The sequence below is a fragment of the Enterobacter sp. HK-058-C-ECC genome (genome assembly GCF_047531125.1).
Classification (GTDB): Bacteria; Pseudomonadota; Gammaproteobacteria; order Enterobacterales; family Enterobacteriaceae; genus Enterobacter; species Enterobacter quasiroggenkampii.
Window position 1 is genome coordinate 174,012 of the sequence record NZ_JBLKCH010000001.1, and the last position, 22,439, is coordinate 196,450.

The window sequence follows — 22,439 nt, forward strand, 5'->3', positions numbered from 1 at the left end:
CCCTTCAGGACAGGATTAACAGCAGAGGCGTTTAGCGGTTTTCTTCAATATAGCGGGCCAGGTCCGCCGGGGTTTTCAGCACCGTCGCCACGTCTGTCGGCGGGATCATGCAGCCGTAAACGTCCTGCACCTCCATGACCATATCGACCGCCAGAATGGAGTCGAGAATGTCGGATTCAATCAGTTCATCGTGAAAGCCCACCTTGCGGGATAACACTTTTTCGAACAGGGCGAGAATTTCTTGTTCCATAATTTTTCCTGGGGTCATTAATTTGTGCGGGCGTAAGCGTCCAGCAGCTTGCGGTCAATTTTGCCGTTAGGATTCAGCGGCAAAGCGTCTTTTACGATAATTTGTGAAGGCACCATATAGTGGGGAACCACCTTCGACAGCGAGGTTTTAATGGTATCCGGCGCCAGCTCCGTCACGCAGAACGCGGCAATGCGCAGCACGCTGCCGCAGGATTTCATCAGCGGCAAAACCACCGCTTCGTTGATGCCGGACATCGCCAGCAGGCGGTTTTCGATCTCGTTAATTTCAATACGGTAGCCATTCAGTTTGACCTGGCTGTCGTTGCGGCCCTGACAGTAGATGAGCCCCGCTTCATAACCCAGATCGCCGGTCCGGTAGCCGCGAAACGCCTCGTTTTCCCGATGAAGTAATTTCGCCGCGTTCTCCTGCGGCAGGCCGAGGTAGCCGCGCATGACATTTTTCCCCCAGATGATCAGCTCGCCTTCAGCGGAAATTTCCATTCTGCTCTCAGGCATCATGACCCCCACCGGCAGCACGGCGCTGTCGCTGTTCAGGATCGCATCCGTGATCTCGACGACGGTTGTTGCGATGGTCGCTTCCGTTGGGCCATAGGAATTAATAATTTTGGCCTGCGGGAAACGGCGGCGCAGCTGTTTGACCAGCGCTTTATTCAACACTTCACCAATGAAGATAAAGACGCTCAGCGCAGGCAAATACTCGCTGTTGAACTGCGGGGAAAGCAGCTGCTGATACGCAAAAGAGGGGGTGGAAACCCAGGCGGAGACGGCGTTGCTTTTCAGTCGCTCCAGCCAGTTCTCTTTCTGAATATCGTCTTTGGCGTTCAGCACGATGTGTCCACCCATCGCCAGATTCGCCAGCAAAGGGATCAGGGAGAGGTCAAAACTGAACACCGCGTGGTTCATCAGCACCGGTTTTTCCGGCAGCGAAAAGTCCTGGCTGACCCATTTCATGAAGTGCCACACGCTTTCACGCCCAATCTGCACCCCTTTAGGCTTGCCGGTGCTGCCTGAGGTAAACATGATATAGGCCAGATCCTGCTCCTCCAGCACCTTGCCCGGTTCACCCGTGGCGATGAACTGCCGGGTCGCGACGTCGTAATAGTAAGGGGCGCTGGCCAGATGGCAGATCTCCCGCAGGCGCTCCTGCGGGTAAATGCAGTCCACCGGAATGTACGGAATGTTGTGTAGCAGGCAGCTATAAATCGCCACGGCGAACTCGGCCTGCTGGTGTCCGTACAAGACGACCGGCGTACCGGCAACAGGCTGGCAACCCTGATAGCGCTGTGCCCAGTCCGTCACGGCAGCGGAAAGCTGCAGCCAGCTTAAGGCTTCGTCGCTGCCGCTGATGGCCAGCTGCTGCGGGGAGGCGGGATCGTATAATGCCGCACGCAAGAAATCCTGCAGTTCCTGAAGATCGGAGTGATTTTTCATAGAGGTGACATTCCACTAAAGATGTAAAGGGAGCCCGCGGCGCTTCCCAGCGTCAGAATGCGTCCCAAAAACGCAACAGCCGGATACTGCAACCCGCGGTGTAACGCCGGGCTGCGTTTGGCTGACCACAGCAGCATGTTGTGAGCGACAGAGATGGCGCCAAACAGCGCGCCGCTGATGACGTAATGGCGTTCCAGGCCATTCCATGCCCCCATGCAAAACAGGGTGCAAAAAATACCGATATTTTGCGCCAGCGTTTTGTTCTGACGGAAAAAGTTGAACTTCATCAGGTTCATATAAACGGGCATAAAGACCACATCGCGCAGCCATTCAGACAGGCTAATGTGGAAGCGGCGCCAGAAGTCCTGCGGATTCTTTGCCAGAAGCGGCATATTGAAGTTTGCCGGAATATTCAACCCAAAAAGGCGGCCCGCACCGATGGCCATATTGCTGTAGCCCGCAAAATCAAAGTAGAGGTAGGCGCTATAGGCAATCGACATCACCACGCCCACGGTCAGCGTAAACGGCTTATGGCTCCAGGGCTGCACGACAAGTGAATCAACCAGCATGGCAAACAGGAACTTCTGGACAATGCCGGTAATAATTTGCTCCAGTGCCACTAAAAACTGTTCGCGATTAAGGGCAAAGACGGGCTTACTGACGTCGCTCATCCATGTCCGCCAGCGATACATTGGGCCCGCCAGAATAATAAAGGGCATAAACAGATAGCAGAAATAATGCAGGAAATTCCGCCCTTCTTTTTTACTGCGATAGAGCAGCACGTCCACCGCGCGGAACGTCATAAAAGAGAGGCCGATCATGCCGAGATGATGATTAAGATGCAATTTCACCAAAAATAAAGGCAGCAGCGTTAACACAATCGCCTGCCAGGTTTTTAACCATCCTTTTTCTTTTAACGTGGCGACAAGGTAAAAACTGAAAAAAACGACCGCGGGAACACGGTAATCACCCTGAAAAATATAGCCCCAGCCTAATGCGGCGAGGACGGATAACGCCGATAAATACGTCAGGCGATGACGTAATACGCGATTGACCAGCGCAAACGCCAGGGCGGATGAAAATAAATAGACAAAAAACATGCCTGAGCTATACATCATTCGGCCTCAGAACTTTTGATATTCAAAATGCAGCTGCATACTCATGCTGTCATCGACAGAGGTCCACGCGACGATGGTGATCGCCAGCAGGAGATAAAGGAAAAAAAGACGGATCGCGATTTTCATTATTTAAAGCTCTGTGCAATAAAGCGAATCATAGGAACCCAGGCCAGCTCGGAAGGGTGCAAACGATCCCAGTTCCAGCCATTCTGATAAGGCATGGCGTACATATCTAAATAGGGGATCTGGTTCGCTTCCAGAATGGTTTGAATTTGCTTATCAACCGGGCGGAAGGTATCGGTGTTGTAAAGTGCCCAGGGGTTAACCGGGTCGACGATAGCAATCACCTGCACGTGACGGTCTTTCAGCAGCTGGACGGTTTTTCTGAACGCGGCGATTTGCGCAGGTACGACCGGCGTGTCATCCCACTGCTGCCGCGTACCGTCCTCCTCGTAAATCGTTTTGTCCATCCACAAGGTGGCCGCGCTCTGCTGGCGTTTTTTATTTAACTCGCGGGCATTCGCCAGCTCTTTATCCCAGTCTGGGGCAATATGGGTGGTTGGCTGCGGCGGCCACGGCTGTACCGTCCGGGGCGTGACGTGAAGCAGTGCCAGCCAGTCGTTTTTTATCAGGGTGCAGACGTTGGCAAACTGGAAACTCACCTCGTCCCATATCAGATCGGGGTGCCAGCCAAAGACACGCATTTGACCAAAGGTTAAATGGCTTATTTCTTTACTATCAATATGTTTTAAATAATTGACTAATATTGGGCGCGCCTGCGGATCCTTCATCAAAGGATTAAAAACAGAGCCCGGGAAATTATCGGCATAGATAGCGGGTGGCAGACCTTTTGAGTAAAAGCTGTCAGGTGCCAGAAGCAAAACAACTTTACTGTTTGCGTTAAGGCTATTTTTAAAACGTGAGAACAGTAAAAACTGCGTTTCGTCATCGACAAACGCATCGCCATACGCCACGACGGGTTTGTGTAATTGCTTATTAAAATAATTATAGACAGCGTAATGTTCATCTTCTGAGGTCGCCACCTCAGACGCACCAATGAAGAATATCGCATTCCCTTCTAAGGCATGAGAAATAGTGGCAATTTTTTCCGCTTGTTCTTTAGGCGTGCCCGCCATTGATTTAATCAGCGGCTGGAAGGCGAGCGGTGGATCGAAGCTCGTCACCAGCGGGTGAATACAAAGGAACAAAATGGCCAGGGTTGCCATCAGGATATGTAAGCAAAGCGTATTCTTGATTTTCATCATCAACCCGTAACACTGCATGGCAGTAATGTCTAAAATCTGCGGGAATTCAGATTTATAACAATTACACTACAAATGACCGTCTATTTTTGTGGCATTCTATACCAGAGCGATTTAAAAGGATGAGCGTTGCTATGTTACGGTATGTACAAGGTCGTGGAGAGTGACGTAGGGTCAGCGTGCGGGTGACTTTTTGCGCAGTCAAACGCGTGTGGGGAAAAATAGAAAAATTCCTGCTTTACAAGGCGCTAATAGATGTTTATAGTGCGCCTCACTTTGGAAGCGTGGCCGAGCGGTTGAAGGCACCGGTCTTGAAAACCGGCGACCCGAAAGGGTTCTAGAGTTCGAATCTCTACGCTTCCGCCAAATTCGAAACCCAGGTCGTTATGCGACCTGGGTTTTTTTGTGCATAAAACCTCCGGCCAGGCTGGAGGTTCAGCAAACCTGTCCAAAATCGCCCTGAGAGAGAATCCTGGTGCAGCGGATACTGCGCCGATACTGCAGTGGCGTCTGACGCATCATCTTTTTAAAGCAGGTAATGAAATAGGTCACCTCGCTAAACCCGACTGCCAGGGCAATAGCGTCAACAGGCTCATCGCTGTACCGTAACAGTTCGCAGCTGCTTTTTATTCGCCGGGTCAGCAAATATTCGTGGATGGTACCGCCGGTCTGCTGGCGGAAAATTCGTGAGGTATAGCAGCGTGAAAGCCCCAGGTCGTGAGCTAACTGGTCGAGCGAAAACTTGCTGGCATAGTGGGCTTCGACCCAGCTCATAATCCGCGAGGCGACGGTCTGCTGGCGCGGCGGGTAGGGCTGCGGCTGCTCGGGCAGAAACGTCATGAGCTGCATCATCAGAAAGGCCACCTCGCAGGCCTCTGTCTGCTCGTTGCCCTCCAGGCGCTGAAATTGTTCAAGGATCCTCTCGATAAACGCCGCGTGATTGCTGAGATCGTAAATCTGTGCTGGCAGATTGCTGGCGGCCAGCGCGGCGAACCGGGCCTGATGGCGCGGGAAGGCGCCGAGCGCACTTTCGACGACCGATTGCTCAATGTGCATCGTCGTGCGGTGATAGGGGTTCTTATCGCTATGATCGACCTGCACTTTGTGCAAACGGAAGGGCGGGAAGATAAAGAGTCGCCCCGGACGGGCGGTGTAGTGCTGGTTATCCACCACCACGATGCCGTAGCCGCTGGAGATATAGAGCAATTCAACGCATTGATGCCAGTGGTAGTAAATCGCGCTGGTGGTGTACATGCGGTTAAAAGAAATGGCCTGCCGATCGAGCGTAATGCGTTCCAGTAGTTGCGTTTCACCCATATTACCTCCAGAACAACAGATTTAAATTTTTAGGCCATCATTTGTAATTTATCCCCCTCGCGTTCGACAAAATCCAGAAAAAATGAAATGGCGGTTTAATTTTGTGAGTCTGCTCACTCAGCGCCAGGAATAAAAGCAGTTACTCTTCATTCAGACGTCGCACTCGTGGCTTTAAAAAAGCCTAATAACAATAACTTATCTCTACCCTCGTGTAATGCGGGAGGACCCTGTGCAACCTGAAAATATTCATCTGGATAATCCACTGACAAGCCGGGAAGAGGTGCTACGGCTGGTCAACGACATGCTGAACGCGGTGGCGCCCTGGTTTAAAAAAGACGCCAGCCGCATTGATTTAGCGAACTTTACCGCTCACTACGGTCAGCAGGTGGCGAGCATGGAAACGTTTTCCCGCCTGCTGTGGGGCGTGACGCCGCTGTTGGCTGGCGGCAGCGAGCCGCAGCACTTCTTATTCTATTTACAGGCGATAAAAAACGGCACCGATCCGCAGCATGCTGATTACTGGGGCGATGTCGGGCCTTACGATCAGCGAATCGTCGAGATGGCGGCCTACGGGCTGCTGCTGGCGCTGGCGGGTGAAACCGTACTGGCACACTTCACTGAGACGGAGAAAGAGCATTTATGGCGCTGGCTAAAGCAGTGCGAGACCCAGGACATCCCCGATAACAACTGGCACTTCTTCCCGATTCTGGTGCAGGTCGGCTTCCATTATTGCGGCATGCCGACCAACCCGCAGGCGCTGGAAGATCATTTTGCTGCCATGGAGCACTACTACCTCGGCGATGGCTGGTATTCCGATGGTCCGGGACGGCCGCGCGACTATTACATCTCGATGGGCTTCCATTTCTATGGCCTGATTTACGCGAAGCTCATGGCCGGGGTCGATCCGAAGCGCTGTGCAACGCTGCGCGATCGGGCCGCGCGTTTCTCCTCTGACTTCATCCATTTCTTTGCCGAAGACGGCGCGGCGATCCCGTTTGGCCGTAGCCTGACCTACCGCTTTGCCGAGGCGGCGTTCTGGAGTGCGGCGGCCTTCGCCGGACTGGAGGTCTTTTCGCCCGGCGTGATGAAGGGCATCGTCCTGCGTCATCTGCGCTGGTGGCTGAAGCAGCCGATATTCGACCGCGACGGCGTACTGAGCGTCGGTTACAGCTATCCGAACCTGGCGATGGCGGAAGACTACAACGCGCCGGGGTCGCCGTACTGGGGCCTGAAGACCCTGCTGGTGCTGGCATTAGATGAGGGTGATGCCTTCTGGCAGGCAGCTGAGCTGCCGCTGCCGCCGTTGCCCGCGCAGCACACGATAGCCCACGCGGATCAGGTGGTGGTACATCAGGCCGACCACCTGTGGATGCTGACGTCCGGCCAGCTGGAGCTGAACAACTTCGTGAACACCGAAACGAAATACTGCAAATTTGCCTATTCCACCCGCTTTGGCTTCACCATCGAACGCGGCCGCTACGGCCTGAACCATGCCGCGCCCGATTCGATGCTGCTGCTGGCCGAAAAGGACAACTACTGGCGTGGCCGTCGCGAATGTCAGCACGTGGTCACCGCTGACGGCACTATTTATAGCCGCTGGCTGCCGTGGCACGACGTGGTGATTGATAGCTGGCTGCTGGCGCTGGGCGACTGGCAACTGCGCGTTCATCGTATCAATACCCGGCGCGCGCTGGACTGCGCGGAAGGTGGCTTTAGCCTGGCAAACCGCCCGCAGCCGCAGGTCCTCGAGAGCGACAGCGCCTGCTGGTTACGCAATGCCCGGGATGTCTCAGCCATTTTCTGTTTACATCCGCACGCTCGCCGCGGCGAGACGGTGTTGACGCCGCCAAACAGTAATCTGCTGTTCGCCGAGCGCGCGGCGGTGCCGGTGCTGCGCGGCGAGCTCGACCCCGGTACGCATGTGTTAATCAGCGCGGTGTGGGCGGGAAATGCCGCCGACTTCGATCCGCAACGCTGCCCGCAGGCCTTCATTAGCGATGACGCGGTACGCTTCGTGACGGCACGACAAGAAACGACGCTCCTTCTGGCTCCGGAGGCATCGCTATGAGCACATCATCGTCCGTACGCGCCGCGCAGTACAAAATGAGTACCTTTATTTTCCTTTACTTCTTCACGTGGTCATCCAGCTTTGGCCTGTACGCCCTGTGGCTGAGCCAGAAAGTGGGCCTCGATAGCGTCACCATCGGCAGCGTGTTCGCTATAAATGGCGTCTTCGCGGTGGTCCTGAAGCCGGTGTACGGCTACATCATGGACAAAATCGGCATGAGCAAGTGGCTGCTCTATTTTGTCTGCGCCATTTCTGCGCTGATGGCGCCGTTTTTTGCGCTGGTTTACCAGCCGCTGCTGCAAAGCCATGCGATGGCGGGGATTATCATCGGCGCGCTGTATCTGAGCCTGGGCTGGTACGCCGGTGTGGCGGCATCTGAATCTTACGCCGACCGCTTTAGCCGCCTGTACGGGCTGGAGTTTGGCCGCATCAGAATGTGGGGCTCACTGGGCTGGGCGATGGCGGCGTCGGTCTCCGGGCTGTTGTTTAACGTCACCCCGCTGGCCAACTTTCTCCTCAGCAGCGGTACCTCGGTACTGATGCTGCTGGTGCTGATTAGCCTCAAAATCGGCGATGAGCAACTGCGCAATAACAGCGTCATTTCCGCTAATAAGATCGTCTTCGCCGATGTGCTGATGCTCCTGAAAAACCGCAAATTCTGGATGTTCAGCCTCTATGTCGCTGGAGTGGCGTGGATGATGTTTATCGCCGAACAGCAGTTCCCGCGCTACTTCGTCTCGTTCTTCGCCACCAAAGAGCAGGGGAATGCCTGGTACGGCTACCTGAGTACCGTCCAGTCGGGGATGGAGTTCGTGATGATGATGTTTATCCCGTGGCTGGTGAACCACTACGGCGCTAAGCGCGGCCTGCTGTTCTGCGGCTGCGTGGTCGGGGCACGCCTGATCGCCTCCGGGCTGACCAGTGACCCGATTGTTATCTCCATCATCAAACCGTTTTATGGCGTCGAGATCGCGCTGCTGCTCATCTCGGTCTTCAAATACATCGCCGAACATTTCCATCGTCGGGTTAACGCCACGATGTACCTGCTGGGCTACCAGGCGATGATTTACGTGGGTTCGATTGTGGTCGCCCCACCTGCCGGCTATCTGTACGACAAGATTGGCTTTGAGCATACCTATCTGCTGATGGGCAGCTGCGCCCTGGTATTTACGCTGATTTCCGCCTTTACGCTGTCGCGCTGCCAGTCGACGCGCGATGACTCACGATCCTTTGCTCCGGCTTTAGATACCGCCCCGGTTGAACCGGCCAAACATTAATTCAGGAGTTGTTATGACCAAATCTGTTATCACCGAAGCGCTGCGGCCGATCGAACTGCATCAGGTCGATCGCCTGGCACTGAGCCAGAAGCTGGAAGCGGCGTTAGCCCGCGTCACGCGCAAGCTCGACAACAATATTGTCGCCTTCGGCGATAAGTTCCCCGGTGAGGCCTGTGAGAAGGGGGTCTGGCCGCGCACCGATAACGTGGAATGGACCACCAGCTTTTGGCCAGGCCAGCTCTGGCTGGCGTGGGAGATGACTGGCAAAGCGCATTATCGCGAAGCCGCCGAACGCTATTTACCTTCGTTCGCCCGGCGTATTGAGCAGCGCATCGATACCGCAACGCACGATCTCGGGTTCCTCTATTCGCTCTCCTGCATCAGCGCATGGCGCCTCACCGGCAACGAGGCCGCTCGCCAGTCGGCGCTGCTGGCAGCCGAGCGCCTGATGGAGCGTTTTAACCCGACGGCCAACATTATTCAGGCGTGGGGTGATTTAAACGACCCGGAGCAGCAGGGGAGAATGATCATCGACTGCAACATGAACCTGCCGCTGCTGTACTGGGCCAGCGAACAGACCGGGGATCCGCGCTATGCGCAGGCGGCGACGGCTCATGCCGGACAGGCCGCGAACTATATCGTGCGTGAAGATGCCTCGACTTATCACACTTACTATATGGATGTGCAGACGGGTGAGCCGCGCTTTGGCAACACCCATCAGGGCTACAGCGATACCTCGTGCTGGTCGCGCGGCCAGGCATGGGGCATTTACGGCTTTCTGCTCAGCTATCAGCACACCGGTGATAAGCTGATGGTTGAGCTGTCCCGCAGCCTGGCGCATTACTTCCTCAACCGTCTGCCGGAAGATGATGTTTGCCACTGGGATTTGGCGCTGCTCGGTACCGACGCCGTGCGCGACAGTTCAGCGGCGGCGATTGCCGCCTGTGGCCTGCTGGAGCTGGTCAAGGCGCTGCCGACGCTCGACGCAAACCGTGCGTATTATGAAGAGATGGCGCTGCGTATTGCGCTGTCGCTGACCGATAACTACCTTGCTCACGACGACGATCCGACCGAAGGGCTGCTGCAGCACTCGGTTTATCATATGAGCAGCGGTAAGGGCGTCGATCAGTGCTGTAGCTGGGGAGACTATTTCTATCTTGAACTGCTGGCGCGGCTGCGACAGATTTGGCACCCGTACTGGTAACCCTTAAGCAATGGAGAGCAAAATGAAAAGCGTAGCCGTGCTATTAGCCCCTGGTTTTGAAGAGGGGGAAGCGATTGTCACTATCGATATCCTGCGCCGCCTGAATATTTCGGTGCAGACGATTGCCTGCGGCGAGAGTCGCGAAGTGGTGAGCTATCACGCCATCCCTATGGTGGCGGACAGTACTCTGCAGGCCAGCCTCGACCGGACCTTTGACGCCGTGGTGTTACCGGGCGGCCCGCAAGGCAGCATTAACCTGGCGAAAAGCGCGGAGGTCATTGCCTTCGTCCGCCGCCACGATGAAGCGGGCAAATATATCTGCCCAATTTGTTCCGCCGCCGCCCGCGTACTGGGCGGCAATGGACTGCTGAAGGGGCGTCGCTATGTCTGCTCCGGCGATCTGTGGAAAACAGTCAGCGATGGCATCTACGTTGATGCCGACGTTGTCGAAGACGGCAATCTGCTGAGCGGCCGTGGGCTGGGTAAAGTATTTGATTTCGCCTTTACCCTGGCGGCACGATTGCAGGGCGATGACGCGTTGGCGCGCGAGCAGGCCAGCCATATTGATTATGCGTGGCAGGATAGCGAGCCCGTTTACGGGCTGGCAAAGTGCGATTTGTAAGTTTCGCCCGGCGGCGCTACGCTTGCACGGGCCTACAATGAATAGTGCAATATATTGATATTGTTAAGGATTGTAGGCCGGGTAAGCGCAGCGTCACCCGGCAAGAAAGCGTGTGCAGACGGTTTACAGCCCTATCACCAGCTCCCCGGAATGGCTCCGCGAGCAGCACAGCGCCACCTGCTGGTCCGTTGCGCTTTTTTCCGCCTCCGACTGCACGCTATCCCGGTGATCCACCACGCCGTCAATCACCGGCGTCAGGCAGGCTCCGCAGATCCCCATCTCACAGGAAAGCGGGACCGCCACGCCATTTTCCTGCAGCACCTGGGCGATGGTTTTATCCGCAGGCACCGGCCAGCGCTCCCCGGTGGAGGCCAGCTTGACCGTGAAGATCTCACCGGTTTCACCGCCTGCGGCGGGCGCAACGGGCTGAAACGCCTCGCTGTGAAGATGGGCGTCAGCCCATCCCTTTGCCGTGGCGACCTCACGCACTTTTTCCATAAAACCTGCCGGACCACAGACCCAGGCGTGAAGGCCCGATTCGGCCGCCGGGAGATGTTCCGCCAGCGCGGTGCGCGGGCTGGCGGTATGAATGATGCACTCATCGCACAGCGAGAGTTCGCGCGCAAACGCCGCGTTTTCCCGGTTCCTGACGTAGTAGTGCAGCGTGAACGGCGTTCCGGTCGCCTTCAGCTGCAGGGCCATCGCGTACAGCGGTGTAATGCCAATTCCCGCCGCCAGGAGCAAAACCCGCTCTGCCTGCTGAAGCGGAAACAGGTTGCGAGGGGCCGATATCATCAACTTCTGCCCGGGACGCAGCGTCTCGTGAACGTAGCGCGACCCGCCGCGCGAGGCGGTTTCCCGCCCCACGCAGATCAGGTAGCTCTCGCCGCCACACGCTCCGGTCAGGGAATACTGGCGAACCACGCCGCAGGGCAGGTGAACATCAATGTGCGCACCGGGCTGCCACGGTGGCAGCGCTTCGCCATCTTCCGCCACCAGCCTGACGGCGAGGCTTTTGTCGCCCTCGCGCCACAACCCGTCAACAATCACGCTCAGCATATCGGCCTCCGTCATACCAGGAAAAACTCGCCAAAGCCCATCTTCTTCAGTCCCCGACGGTAGGCAATCGAGCTTTTATCTGCGGGGATATGCGCTTCCAGGGTCAGGTCCAGCGGCAGGCTTTCCGGGCGCTGGGTTTCCACCATCAGACGGTCCTCTTCAAAAATCCGCAGATTGAAGGCATGCACATCCTCCACCGGAATATGCAGGTCAAAATTGCGGGCGATAGGGGCGAACATGCGGGTCACGCGCGATGACACCGGCGATGCGGCGTTCATAATGACCAGTCTCGATTCACCCGGAAAATGAATCGTCAGGGTGGCGGTGAACGGCAGGTGCATCTCAAAATGGCGCAACCACTGGAACCCTTCCGGAGCCTGCACGGGGGAACTGGCGGGATAGTTGCTCACGGAGCTCCAGTAATCCGCCACGAAGCCAAACGGCGTCTCCTGCGGCTGATAGTGGGGCACCAGCGGGTTATTGGGGTCCGCAAAAGTATCAGTGTGGATCCAGGCAAAGTGCGCCACGTCCAGAAAACCCTCTACCTGACGTCCGGCAAAGCCGTTGACCTCAAATGCCGGGCAGTTAATCTGCTGAAATCCGTCGTCATCCCAGTGCGGCATGGTGGGCAGCGGCGCGGGGTTTTCCGGATCAAACGCCAGGCAGGTCCAGATGAGCCCGAACCGTTCCTCCACGGCGTAGTTAATCAGGTTCAGCTTCGCCGGAACGGGCTGGTCGGGGCTGGAGGGAATACGGTTGCAGCGCCCGTCCTCCCCAAAGCGTAAGCCATGATAGGGGCAGATAATCCCGTGCTCGTCGTGAAAGCCGAGCGTCAGCGGCACGCCGCGGTGCGGGCAAACGTCACGGGCGACCACGACCTGGTCGTTAATGCGGTAAATCACCAGCTGTTCATCCAGTAGCGTCGCTTTGACCGGCGCCGGACCGACGTCGCAGGCACGCGCGACCGGATGCCAGCATTTCGCCAGACGCAGCCAGTCCTCTGGCTCAAACGTACAGTGGGCGGGTGGAGTCGGTTCTCTTTTCATCATTATCCCTCTTACATTCAGCCTAACGGGCCGCCCTGAATGGTCTCGCACAGACCGTTGATGATGCGCTCTCCGGTCTCCTCACGAAGCTCCTGATACCAGGCCTGCGTCAACGCCATGTCTTTGCCGTGAGTGACGTCACAGCGCTTACGCGCCTTCAGCACCAGGTCGCGCACCCGGTCGCAGCGCAGCGCCTCGTACTGTCGCAGCGCCAGCGTGATGTTGTGGTTTTCACGCAGGCATTCCCCCAGCACCACGGCGTCTTCCATCGCTGCGCAGCCGCCCTGGCCGATATCCGGTGTGGTGCTGTGTCCGGCATCGCCCAGCAGCGCGACGTTGCCGCGTACCAGGCTGTCGAACGGCTCAATGTCGTGGATTTCAATGCGGTTGGTGGTTTCAGGATCCAGCGCCGCGATAAGCGTCTGCACCGGCGGCGCCCAGCCGCGGAAGTAGCCCGTGAGGTCGGCGCGCAGGGTAGTGCGATCCTCCGCCAGACCCGCAGGGAGCGGCACGTCAAAGAAGAAGTAGAAGCGTCCACCGGAGACGGGCATCAGCGACACGCGTTTGCCTTCGCCAACGAAGGTGGTCCACTGGTGCGCCGGGGCGATCTCCTCGTCAATCTTCACCAGCCCGTTCCAGTTCACGTAGCCGGCGTAGCGGCGCTCCGGCGTGTACCCCAGCACGTACGGGCGAACCGCCGAGTGGCTACCGTCGGCGGCAATCAGGAAATCCCCGGCAGCTGTGCTGCCATCGGTGAAGGTGACGCTCACGCCTGCGTCGTCTTCATGAACGCGTTCGACGCGCTTGCCGAACTGCACCTTGTCGCGCCCCCAGAAGTCCAGCATTTCGCGCTGAAGCTCAGCGCGCGAGACGGGGCAGGGACGCCCGCCGGTACGCTCAACCAGCGGGGCAAGGCTAAAGCGGGTCAGGGTATCGCCGCGCCGGTAATCCTTATAGGCCATAAAACGCATCGGTCCGCCCCAGGTCTCGATGATGTCGCCCATGCCGAGGTGCTGCATGCATTTCACGCCGTTCGGCCAGATGGAGATGGCCGCCCCGACGGGTCTGATCTCCTTTACGGCTTCAAACACGGTACAGTCGATACCCGCTTTCTTGAGCGCGACGGCGGCGCTCAGGCCGCCAATACCCGCACCAATAACGATTGCTCTCATGCTTCTCTCCTTTTGCAGGGTGTAAAGACATTCAGCAATTTGCGTACCAGGCTGCAGAGTGGTGAAAACGGCGTTGTGAGGGAGATGTTTGCACTGCTAAGGTGCGCAAACGCGGTGAGCGTGCCTTTTTATGAATCAAAAATTTCCTGGTCAGCCATCCGGAATCGACTGTTTCACGTTTGTCTCAAGAGTGGCGTGGTTTGTGCACTAACCTGAAGGAGGATAATCAAGGAGAACCTATGATCGCACTGCACGACTTCAATCAGCTGCCTGAGAAAGACGCTTTTACGCTGCTTCAGCCCTGCGTGGCGATACCCGGCTGGGCCGACGCGCTGGTGAGTGGGCGGCCTTATTCGAGCCGGGACGCGTTGTTCATTGCGGCGCAGGCTCTGACGCAACGCTGGGATGAAGCGGCCTTAACGCAAGCCCTGAGCGCCCATCCGCGCATCGGGGAAAAGCCCGCGGGTTCAGCGGCGGAGGCGGCACTGTCGCGCCAGGAACAGGGCGCGGTGAACGATCGCGATACCGCCCTTGCCAAGGCGCTGCGTGAAGGTAATGCCCGCTATGAAGCCCGCTTTGGGCGCGTCTTTCTGATCCGCGCGAAGGGACGCAGCGGCGAGGAGATATTACAGGCCCTGCACGCGCGGCTGGAGAACAGCGACGCGCAGGAAATCCGTGCCGCGCTGGAACAGCTGCGGGAAATTACGCTGCTGCGACTGGAAGGAGTCATTCACGAATGAGCACACTCAGCACCCATATCCTCGATATTTCGACGGGCAAGCCCGCTGAGGGCGTGACGGTTCATCTGCAACAGGACGGGAAGACGCTGGCCACGGGCGTGACCAACGTCCAGGGACGCATCGCCGCGTTCGCTCCCTCTCTGCCCGCGGGCCGCTATCGGCTGGTGGCGGAGATTGGGGCATGGTTTAGCGATACCGGCCGGGAGACAATCTATCCCTGCGCGCACATTGAGTTTGTGACGGGAGAAACGGCAGACGAGCATTTCCATCTGCCGTTTGTGATAGCCCCCGGCGGGTGGTCAACCTACCGGGGCAGTTGACCACACCCGATCGCCGTTGACCCAGGTCTCACTGATGTTGCGCTCGTCGCCGAGGGTCATCAGCACAAAGAGCTGCTCGTAGATATCCTGGCAGCGGCGATTGCGCAGGCGCTGCAGCGGCGTTACGTCGGGGTCGATAACCACGAAATCCGCCTCTTTGCCTGCCGCAAAGTTGCCAATCTTATCGTCCAGCCGGAGGGCGTGCGCACCGCCCAGCGTGGCGTGATAAAACGCCTCGCTGGCGCGCAGGCGGTAGCTCTGAAGCTGGCCCACCTTGTAGGCCTCCCCCAGCGTGCGCAGCATGCTGAAGGTGGTGCCCGCCCCGACGTCGGTGCCGATGCCCATCCGCACCCTGTGCTGCCAGCAGGCGGGCAGGCGAAACAGCCCGCTGCCGAGAAACAGGTTCGAGGTGGGGCAAAACGCCACCGCCGAGCCGGTGTCATGCAGGCACTGCCACTCGCTGTGGTGCAGATGGATCGCGTGGGCAAACACGCTGCGCTCGCCGGTCAGGCCGTAGTGGTGATACACGTCCAGATAGCGCTCATGCTCCGGCCAGAGATCGCTCACCCAGGCCACTTCGTTGGGGTTCTCGCTCAGGTGGGTCTGCAGCCAGGTGTCCGGGAACTCCTCTCTGAGCAGGCTGACCGCCGCAAGCAGCTCGGGTGATGATGTCGGCGCAAAGCGCGGCGTAATCGCATAGCCCAGCCGTCCACGGTGATGCCAGCGCTGGATCAGCGTCCGGGTCTGCCGGTAGCTCTGCTTCGCGTCTTCGCTCAGGTAGTCCGGCGCGTGCCTGTCCATCATAACCTTACCAGCGATAAGGCGCATGTTCAGGCGCAGGGCCTCGGTAAACAGTGCCTCGACCGATTCCGGATGCAGCGTGCAAAACACCAGCGCGGTGGTGGTGCCGTTGCTCACCAACTGGTTAATGAAAAATTCGGCGATCTCTTTTGCGTAGGCCTCATCGGCGAACTGGCTCTCCACCGGGAAGGTGTAGGTGGTCAGCCACTCCAGCAGCTGTTCGCCAAAGGCGCCAATCATCTCCGTTTGCGGATAATGGATGTGGGTGTCCACAAAACCGGGTAGCAGCAGCCTGCCGCGCAGGTCGGTATAGCCTTTGTGCGGGTCAAGATACTGCTCGCCCTCCTGCCACGGCATCTGTGCCAGAATTTTTCCGTGCTGGATAAACAGCAGGCCGTCCTCAAGGTAGCGCGCGTGCTGGGCAATGGCGTCTGCGCTGTCGCAGACCCGGGCAATATCAAAAAAAGCACCGCGTATCGCAGTCTGGTATTCCATCATGGTTCCTGCCTTCGTGTGTGCGTAGCGGGGGGGTAAGAAGGCTCAGCAAGAACGGTGCCAGAATGAACGGGCCGCAGAGATGCTGCGGCCGAAGGGAAAGGTTACTCTTTTTGCGTCGCCACGCGGGAGCCAAACGACGTCGCGCCTGCCGTCTCGCGCTCTTCCCGCGCCAGCCAGCGGTAGGTGACGCCGCCGAGGAAGACGCCAATAAACCAGCTGAAGTTTGCCACCTCATGCAGGGCCGGGATAAAGCTAATGACCAGGCCCACGGCAACGGACGGGATCAGCGCCCCAATGGCTTTCGGGTTAAAGCCGTTGCGGTACCAGTATTTGCCCTTTGGCGTGTCGTCGAACAGATCGTCAACCGACACCTTGCCGCGTTTAATCAGGTAGAAATCGGCGATCAGGATGCCGAACAGTGGGCCGATAAACGCCCCGAGCACGTCCAGGGTGTAGTGGATAAGCTCCGGCGAGTTGAACAGGTTCCACGGGGTGAGCAGGATCGAGCCGACGGCGGCAATCATGCCTCCGGTGCGGAAGCTGATTTTCTGCGGCGAGCAGTTAGAGAAATCAAACGCCGGTGAGACGAAGTTCGCCACGATGTTGATCCCGATGGTGGCGGTGATCATCGTCAGCAGGCCAATCGCCACGGCCAGATCGTTGCCCACGCGGCTGACGGTCTCAATCGGGTCGGTGATCATGCGGCCAAACAGCGACTGGGTGCCGGAGACAATCACTACGGTGACGATGGAGAACAGCAGGAAGTTAAACGGCAGCCCCCAGCGGTTGCCGCGGCGGATCTCACCCATGCTTTTGCCGTAGCGGGAGAAATCGCCAAAGTTGAGCAGCGGACCGGAGAAGTAGGAGACCACCAGCGCCGTGGCGGTGATCATCTGCCAGGTCTGCTCGCCCGCGCTCAGAGATTTGCTGGCGAGGGTAAAAGAGATCCCGTCAAAACCGGTCTTGTATACAATCCAGCCGGCGAGGGCCAGCATCACCACATAGACCGCCGGACCGGCGATATCAATAAAGCGCTTGATGGCGCTCATGCCGTGCCAGAAGACCATCGCCTGCAGGACCCACATAATGGCAAAGCAGATCCAGCCCAGATGTGACAGGCCAAGGAATGCGCCGGTAGTGAGTGAAGAGAGCGACGGCCAGAACTTCAGCGCCACCAGCATCAGCGCGTTGGCGGCGAGATAGGTCTGAATACCGTACCACGCGAAGGCAATCAGCCCGCGGATCACCGCCGGAATATTGGCCCCGAACACGCCAAACGCCTGACGGCTGATCACCGCGTAGGGCACGCCCGCCATCTGGCTCGGTTTGGCCACCAGGTTGGCGCACAGCTGCACGATGCAAATCCCCACCAGCAGGCAGAGCAGCACCTGCCAGCTTGCCAGCCCGAGCGTAAAGAAGCTCGCGGCGACAACATAACCCCCCATGCTGTGAACGTCCGACATCCAGAACGAAAAGATGTTGTACCAGCTCCAGTTCTGGTCACGCGTCGGTGCCAGATCCTCATTGCAAAGACGTGGGCTGTAAACCGCACCGGAATCAGCGGCCGTACCTTGCTGTGCGTTTTGACTGTTTGGCATGAAACCTGCTCCTGTGAATGAAAACCCGTTGAGTGGGAGTGCAAACGGTGTTGCAGGATCCAGGCCAAAATAATAAATCTTGTATGCAATATTTTATTTTTATGTATACGATTCGATAACGGAAAGTAAAATTCGGAGTGGTGAATGAACAACCTAAACGCCCTGCAGACCGCGCCAGACCTGCATGACAAAGACGAATCCATCTTCCAGGCGCTGATGACCGCGATTGTCGAACACCAGCTGCTGCCGGGGAGCAAATTGCCGGAAGAGGCGCTGGCCGAGGTCTTTGGCGTGAGCCGCACGGGCATCCGCAAGGTGCTTCAACGACTCGCCGCTGTGCAAATGGTCACCCTGACGCCCAAGCGTGGTGCACACGTCGCCAGCCCGACGGTGGAAGAGGCGCGGCACATCTTCCGCACCCGCGCCCTGCTGGAGGTCGCTAACCTGCCGGACGTGCTGGCGCACTGCCAGCCGCCGCATCTTGCCGCGCTGGAGGCCATTATTCGTCAGGAGCAGCAGGCGCACGAGGCCTATGACGGCCCGGCGGCGATCCGCCACTCCGCCAATTTCCATATTCAGCTGCAGGCCATCTCCGGCAACCAGGTGCTCACTGAGATGGTGACCAGCCTGAGCCAGCGTTCTTCGCTGGTGATTGCCACCTGGGGCGCGCCGTGGCGTCAGGGCTGCCGTTGCAACGATCACGAGCAGCTGGTGGATCTGCTGCGCCAGAAGGCGCTTGAGCCATTAAGCGATGCCCTCATGCACCATTTTGAACATATCGTCGCCAGCCTCTGCTTCGAGCGGGCGGGCGAGTGCCTGCCTGATTTTGCCCGGCTGTTTGCCGGCCACAAGGAGTCGTAATGTCTGTCTGTATACAAGTGATCAACCCCAACACCAGCCTCGCCATGACGGAAACCATCGGCGCGGCGGCGCGTGCGGCGGCGGCACCGGGAACGGAGATCCTCGCGGTCTGCCCAGGCGCGGGCGTGCCGTCGATAGAAGGCCACTTTGATGAGGCCATCGCCGCCGTCGGTGTCCTGGAGCAGATCAAAAAAGGCAGGGAGCAGGGCGTGGACGGTCACGTGATCGCCTGCTTTGGCGATCCGGGCCTGCTGGCGGCGCGCGAGCTGGCGCTGGGGCCGGTTATCGGCATCGCCGAAGCCGCCATGCATATGGCGACGCTGGTCGCGACGCGCTTTTCGGTGGTCACCACGCTGCCGCGCACGCTGATCATTGCCCGTCATCTGCTGCACCAGTATGGCTTTCAGGACCATTGTGCGGCGCTGCACGCCATCGACCTTCCGGTGCTGGCGCTGGAAGACGGCAGCGGTCTGGCGCAGGAGAAAGTGCGCGCGCGCTGTATACAGGCGCTGAAAGAGGATGGCTGTAGTGCCATCGTGCTGGGCTGCGGCGGCATGGCGACGCTGGCGCAAGAGCTGACCCGCGAACTGCGCGTGCCGGTGATCGACGGCGTCAGCGCGGCGGTGAAGATGGTGGAATCGCTGGTGGCGCTGGGGCTGTCGACCAGCAAGCACGGGGATCTGGCGTTCCCGGAGAACAAACCGTTAAGCGGGCATTTTCAGGCATTGAATCCATTTTAATTTTTTGGGGGTGGCAATGGGGCTTTTTGAACAGGATTATCCGCGGGATCTGCGCGGCTACGCGGGCAACCCGCCGCACGCGCGGTGGCCGGATCAGGCGCGCATCGCCGTGCAGTTTGTGCTCAATTACGAAGAAGGGGCAGAAAACCACGTTCTGCACGGCGATGCCGGGTCCGAGCAGTTCCTGTCGGACATCATCGGCGCGGCCAGTTACCCGGACAAACACATGTCGATGGACTCTCTCTACGAATACGGCAGTCGCGCCGGGTTCTGGCGGATCCACAATGAATTTCAGAAACGCAACCTGCCGTTGACGGTCTTCGGCGTGGCGATGGCGCTGGCGCGTCACCCGGAGATAGTCGAGGCGATCAAAGCCGCGGATTACGACGTGGTCAGCCACGGCTGGCGCTGGATCCACTACCAGAATATGGACATCAGCCAGGAGCGCGAACACCTGCACAAGGCGGTGCACGTTCTGACCGACCTGTTTGGCAAGCCGCCAGCGGGCTGGTACACCGGGCGCGACAGCCCCAACACCCGCCAGCTGGTGGTGGAGCACGGCGGCTTCGACTACGACAGCGACTACTACGGGGACGATTTGCCCTTCTGGACGGAGGTGGCCTGCAGTGACGGCTCCCGTAAACCGCACCTGATTGTGCCCTATACGCTGGATGCGAACGACATGCGCTTCGCGACCGCGCAGGGGTTTAACACCGCCGAGCAGTTTTATACCTATCTGAAGGACAGTTTTGACGTGCTGTACGAAGAGGGGGAAAGCGCGCCGAAGATGATGTCCATCGGCATGCACTGCCGCCTGCTGGGGCGACCGGGGCGTTTTCGCGCGCTGCAGCGGTTCCTGGATTATGTGCAGCAGCACGAGCGGGTGTGGGTCTGTACCCGCCAGCAGATTGCCGACCACTGGCGGGAGGTACATCCGTTTCAGAAGTAAGTGTGCGATGTTTTGCCGGGTGGCGGCTGCGCCTTACCCGGCCTACAGGGCCCACATGGCATACGGGACATCGTAGGCCCGGTAAGCGCAGCGCCACCGGGCAGGTTTTTCAGCGTTACACCATCAAACTCACCTGCGCCGCCACGATGCGCCACCCGTAGGCAAACCGCACCCACGTCTGCTGCTGGCGGCCAATGCGTTCTGTGTTCTCCCGGGTAAACTCGGTGCTGCACACGGCATAATCCTCCCCGAAGGTGGTGATGACGGTGTGGCGCAACGTCCGCTGCAGCCCGGCGGCGGGGCGCGCCGCGCGAAAGGCGCGGATTTCATCAATTCCGTACAGGTTTTCCCCCGCCCCCAGCCGCACCGTGTTTTTGTCGTGCCAGAACAGCTCGTCCAGCACCGCAACGTTGTTGCTCACCAGCGCGTCCTCATAGCGGTAAAACGCGGCCGTCACCTCGGCAACCACCCACGGGAGGTTAATGTCATCATGATTCATCATGCTGCTATCTCCGCCGGACGGGCATCGGTGATTCCGCTCTCCTCCAGAACCCGCGCGACGCGCAGGCAGGCCTGCTCGTTAAACGGCGCGGCAATCAGCTGCAGGCCGATGGGCGCGCCCTGCGCGGTGCGCAGCGGAACGGTGGTCACGGGCAGGCCCAAAAACGAAATTGGCTGGGTCAGCATCCCCATGCTGGCGCGAATGGGCAGCGGCTGACCGTTAATTTCCATGGTTTGCTCGCCCGCCAGCGTCGCGCTGCGCGGGGTGGCCGGGGCGATCAGCACGTCGGCCTGCGCGAATAAGGTTTTGAATGCCTGCCGGGCGTGAGCGCGAAACCGCTGGGCCTGAATGTACCAGGCGGAGGGGATCATCGCCCCGGCCAGCAGGCGTTCGCGGGAGTGAGGCTCAAAACGCGCTGGCTCCTGGCGAAGCGCGGGCAGGTACTGATTTCCCCCTTCGGCGGCGCTGATGATAAACGCCGCCGAACGCGCCAGCTCGGCTTCCGGGAACTGCAGCTCATCCTGCACGTCGAGCGCCTTCGCCACCCGCGCCACGGCGTCTCTGGCGTCCGCGTCGCACCAGGTGGTGAAGTAGCCGCCGAGTACCGCGCAGCGCAGGCCGTCAAGCCCGCGATCGAGCAGGGGGCGCGTCTGCTCCCGCGAGCTCTCTGCCTGAAAACCGTCGCTGGTGTCCCGTCCCTGCAGGGCGTCATACACGGACGCCAGGTCACACACGCGGCGGGCGAAGGGGCCGATATGATCCAGACTCGGGACAAACGGATGGCTTCCGGCGCGCGACAGGCGGCCAAAGGTGGGCTTCAGGCCGTAGATGCCGCACAGGGAGGCCGGAACGCGAATCGACCCGTTGGTGTCGGTGCCGAGCGAAAAGTGCACCAGCCCGGCAGCCACCGCGGCCGCTGACCCGCCGGACGACCCGCCCGCAATGCGCGCCAGGTCGTGCGGGTTACGCGTCGTGCCGTAGTGGCTGTTCTCGGTGGTAAAGCCGTAGGCGTAGGCGTCCATATTGACCATCCCGGTCAGCAGCCCGCCCGTGCTGCGCAGCTGGCGTACCGCAAAGCCGTCAGCCGCGGCGGCAGGGCGCTGGCTGAACAGCTCGGCCCCGGCGAGGGTGGGGTGACCGGCAACGTCGAACAGGTTTTTCACCGCATAAGGCACGCCCGCCAGCGGCGGCAGGGGACGCTTTTCCCGTCGCAGGGTATCAATATTATCGGCTTCGGCGAGCATGCGTGCTTCCGTCACGGTGGTCCAGGCGTTGATCTGCGGATTTACACGCGCAATCGCCTCCAGCGTCTGTCGGGCGATCTCATGGGCGCTCAGCTCTCCCGCGCTCAGCGCCTGCTGGATCGCGCTGATACTCATCTCGTGTAGCGTCATGCTTTATACACTCCTGCAATCTCCAGACGGTCGTCGAGCGGCAGCGCCATCAGCGGGGCGGCCATGCTGGCAATGCGGCTGAACTGCAGCTGCAGCTCGGCTCGGCGGGCGTCATCCAGCTCAACGCCGAGTATGGTTTCCATTTGCGCCAGGTACGGCTGCCAGTCGGGTTGGTGTGTCGTCATTGTTT

21 protein-coding genes, 1 tRNA gene and 1 pseudogene are annotated in these 22,439 nt (G+C 58.9%); 10 read left to right on the top strand and 13 right to left on the bottom strand.

The features are described from left to right. Positions 1 to 31: 31 nt before the first annotated feature. The 4 genes from ACMWJS_RS00805 to ACMWJS_RS00820 form a co-directional block, all read right to left on the bottom strand. Positions 32 to 250 (bottom strand): acyl carrier protein, encoded by a 219-nt coding sequence (locus ACMWJS_RS00805; protein ID WP_414746457.1) that lies wholly within the window; start codon positions 248 to 250, stop codon positions 32 to 34. Between the two features lie 17 nt (positions 251 to 267). After that, entirely contained in the window at positions 268 to 1,701 is a 1,434-nt protein-coding gene (locus ACMWJS_RS00810; RefSeq protein ID WP_111966963.1) for an AMP-binding protein, read from the bottom strand. After that, the gene (locus ACMWJS_RS00815; RefSeq protein WP_234084137.1) at positions 1,698 to 2,816 is read right to left on the bottom strand and encodes an MBOAT family O-acyltransferase; all 1,119 of its coding nucleotides are present in this window, start codon (positions 2,814 to 2,816) and stop codon (positions 1,698 to 1,700) included. Before ACMWJS_RS00815 ends, ACMWJS_RS00810 begins: the two co-directional genes overlap by 4 nt. A 128-nt stretch (positions 2,817 to 2,944) precedes the next feature. Continuing rightward, positions 2,945 to 4,081, bottom strand: coding sequence for a D-alanyl-lipoteichoic acid biosynthesis protein DltD (locus ACMWJS_RS00820; protein WP_048027280.1), 1,137 nt, complete (start codon positions 4,079 to 4,081; stop codon positions 2,945 to 2,947). Positions 4,082 to 4,359: 278 nt separating this feature from the next. Here ACMWJS_RS00820 and ACMWJS_RS00825 point away from each other — a divergent pair. Beyond that, positions 4,360 to 4,447, top strand: a tRNA-Ser gene (locus ACMWJS_RS00825). A 69-nt stretch (positions 4,448 to 4,516) separates the two neighbouring features. Here ACMWJS_RS00825 and ACMWJS_RS00830 read toward each other — a convergent pair. Further along, on the bottom strand, positions 4,517 to 5,398 hold the full coding sequence (locus ACMWJS_RS00830) for a helix-turn-helix domain-containing protein (RefSeq protein ID WP_414746458.1): 882 nt from the start codon (positions 5,396 to 5,398) through the stop codon (positions 4,517 to 4,519). A 229-nt stretch (positions 5,399 to 5,627) separates the two neighbouring features. On the opposite strand from ACMWJS_RS00830, the gene ACMWJS_RS00835 reads away from it, so the two are divergent. The 4 genes from ACMWJS_RS00835 to ACMWJS_RS00850 are packed head-to-tail and all read left to right on the top strand — an operon-like array spanning position 5,628 to position 10,569. Beyond that, entirely contained in the window at positions 5,628 to 7,466 is a 1,839-nt protein-coding gene (locus ACMWJS_RS00835) for a DUF2264 domain-containing protein (protein WP_414746459.1), read from the top strand. Beyond that, entirely contained in the window at positions 7,463 to 8,743 is a 1,281-nt protein-coding gene (locus ACMWJS_RS00840) for an oligosaccharide MFS transporter (RefSeq protein WP_063621329.1), read from the top strand. The genes ACMWJS_RS00835 and ACMWJS_RS00840 overlap by 4 nt, the downstream gene beginning before the upstream one ends. A gap of 13 nt (positions 8,744 to 8,756) precedes the next feature. Continuing rightward, entirely contained in the window at positions 8,757 to 9,947 is a 1,191-nt protein-coding gene (locus tag ACMWJS_RS00845) for a glycoside hydrolase family 88 protein (RefSeq protein WP_414746460.1), read from the top strand. Between the two features lie 22 nt (positions 9,948 to 9,969). After that, entirely contained in the window at positions 9,970 to 10,569 is a 600-nt protein-coding gene (locus ACMWJS_RS00850) for a DJ-1/PfpI family protein (protein WP_262810329.1), read from the top strand. A gap of 123 nt (positions 10,570 to 10,692) precedes the next feature. Here ACMWJS_RS00850 and ACMWJS_RS00855 read toward each other — a convergent pair whose 3' ends face one another. Genes ACMWJS_RS00855 through hpxO form a run of 3 tightly spaced genes read right to left on the bottom strand, consistent with a single transcriptional unit; the run spans position 10,693 to position 13,846 of the window. Next, positions 10,693 to 11,628, bottom strand: a complete 936-nt coding sequence (locus ACMWJS_RS00855; RefSeq protein ID WP_406915442.1) for a PDR/VanB family oxidoreductase — start codon at positions 11,626 to 11,628, stop codon at positions 10,693 to 10,695. 11 nt (positions 11,629 to 11,639) lie between these two features. Further along, complete coding sequence (gene hpxD / locus ACMWJS_RS00860; protein WP_048027296.1) at positions 11,640 to 12,677, bottom strand: molybdenum cofactor-independent xanthine hydroxylase subunit HpxD; 1,038 nt, start codon at positions 12,675 to 12,677, stop codon at positions 11,640 to 11,642. Positions 12,678 to 12,691: 14 nt separating this feature from the next. Continuing rightward, positions 12,692 to 13,846 (bottom strand): FAD-dependent urate hydroxylase HpxO, encoded by a 1,155-nt coding sequence (gene hpxO, locus ACMWJS_RS00865; protein ID WP_262750103.1) that lies wholly within the window; start codon positions 13,844 to 13,846, stop codon positions 12,692 to 12,694. Positions 13,847 to 14,085: 239 nt separating this feature from the next. Here hpxO and uraD point away from each other — a divergent pair, with 239 nt between their 5' ends. Further along, positions 14,086 to 14,586, top strand: coding sequence for a 2-oxo-4-hydroxy-4-carboxy-5-ureidoimidazoline decarboxylase (gene uraD, locus ACMWJS_RS00870; protein WP_196346100.1), 501 nt, complete (start codon positions 14,086 to 14,088; stop codon positions 14,584 to 14,586). Beyond that, positions 14,583 to 14,906, top strand: coding sequence for a hydroxyisourate hydrolase (uraH, locus tag ACMWJS_RS00875; RefSeq protein ID WP_414746461.1), 324 nt, complete (start codon positions 14,583 to 14,585; stop codon positions 14,904 to 14,906). Before uraD ends, uraH begins: the two co-directional genes overlap by 4 nt. On the opposite strand, the gene guaD is transcribed toward uraH, so the two are convergent. Further along, positions 14,886 to 16,205: a guanine deaminase gene (guaD, locus tag ACMWJS_RS00880; RefSeq protein WP_414746462.1), complete on the bottom strand. Its 1,320-nt coding sequence runs from the start codon at positions 16,203 to 16,205 to the stop codon at positions 14,886 to 14,888. The genes uraH and guaD overlap by 21 nt on opposite strands. A gap of 101 nt (positions 16,206 to 16,306) precedes the next feature. Then, positions 16,307 to 17,803, bottom strand: coding sequence for an NCS1 family nucleobase:cation symporter-1 (locus ACMWJS_RS00885; protein WP_008499855.1), 1,497 nt, complete (start codon positions 17,801 to 17,803; stop codon positions 16,307 to 16,309). A 144-nt stretch (positions 17,804 to 17,947) separates the two neighbouring features. On the opposite strand from ACMWJS_RS00885, the gene ACMWJS_RS00890 reads away from it, so the two are divergent. From ACMWJS_RS00890 to puuE, 3 genes and pseudogenes are all read left to right on the top strand, one after another. Next, on the top strand, positions 17,948 to 18,664 hold the full coding sequence (locus ACMWJS_RS00890) for a GntR family transcriptional regulator (protein ID WP_325818647.1): 717 nt from the start codon (positions 17,948 to 17,950) through the stop codon (positions 18,662 to 18,664). Next, positions 18,664 to 19,533: pseudogene (locus tag ACMWJS_RS00895) on the top strand (aspartate/glutamate racemase family protein); the annotation flags it as partial. The gene ACMWJS_RS00890 and the pseudogene ACMWJS_RS00895, both read left to right, overlap by 1 nt. Further along, positions 19,454 to 20,353: an allantoinase PuuE gene (puuE, locus tag ACMWJS_RS00900; protein ID WP_414746654.1), complete on the top strand. Its 900-nt coding sequence runs from the start codon at positions 19,454 to 19,456 to the stop codon at positions 20,351 to 20,353. The pseudogene ACMWJS_RS00895 and the gene puuE, both read left to right, overlap by 80 nt. A 115-nt stretch (positions 20,354 to 20,468) precedes the next feature. Here puuE and hpxZ read toward each other — a convergent pair whose 3' ends face one another. The 3 genes from hpxZ to hpxX are packed head-to-tail and all read right to left on the bottom strand — an operon-like array spanning position 20,469 to position 22,434. Beyond that, positions 20,469 to 20,855 carry an oxalurate catabolism protein HpxZ gene (gene hpxZ / locus ACMWJS_RS00905; RefSeq protein WP_095442421.1) on the bottom strand — a complete coding sequence of 129 codons (387 nt, stop codon included), beginning with the start codon at positions 20,853 to 20,855 and terminating at the stop codon, positions 20,469 to 20,471. Next, complete coding sequence (locus tag ACMWJS_RS00910) at positions 20,852 to 22,249, bottom strand: AtzE family amidohydrolase (protein ID WP_414746463.1); 1,398 nt, start codon at positions 22,247 to 22,249, stop codon at positions 20,852 to 20,854. Before ACMWJS_RS00910 ends, hpxZ begins: the two co-directional genes overlap by 4 nt. Next, on the bottom strand, positions 22,246 to 22,434 hold the full coding sequence (gene hpxX / locus ACMWJS_RS00915) for an oxalurate catabolism protein HpxX (protein ID WP_334762591.1): 189 nt from the start codon (positions 22,432 to 22,434) through the stop codon (positions 22,246 to 22,248). The genes ACMWJS_RS00910 and hpxX overlap by 4 nt, the downstream gene beginning before the upstream one ends. Positions 22,435 to 22,439 lie beyond the last annotated feature (5 nt).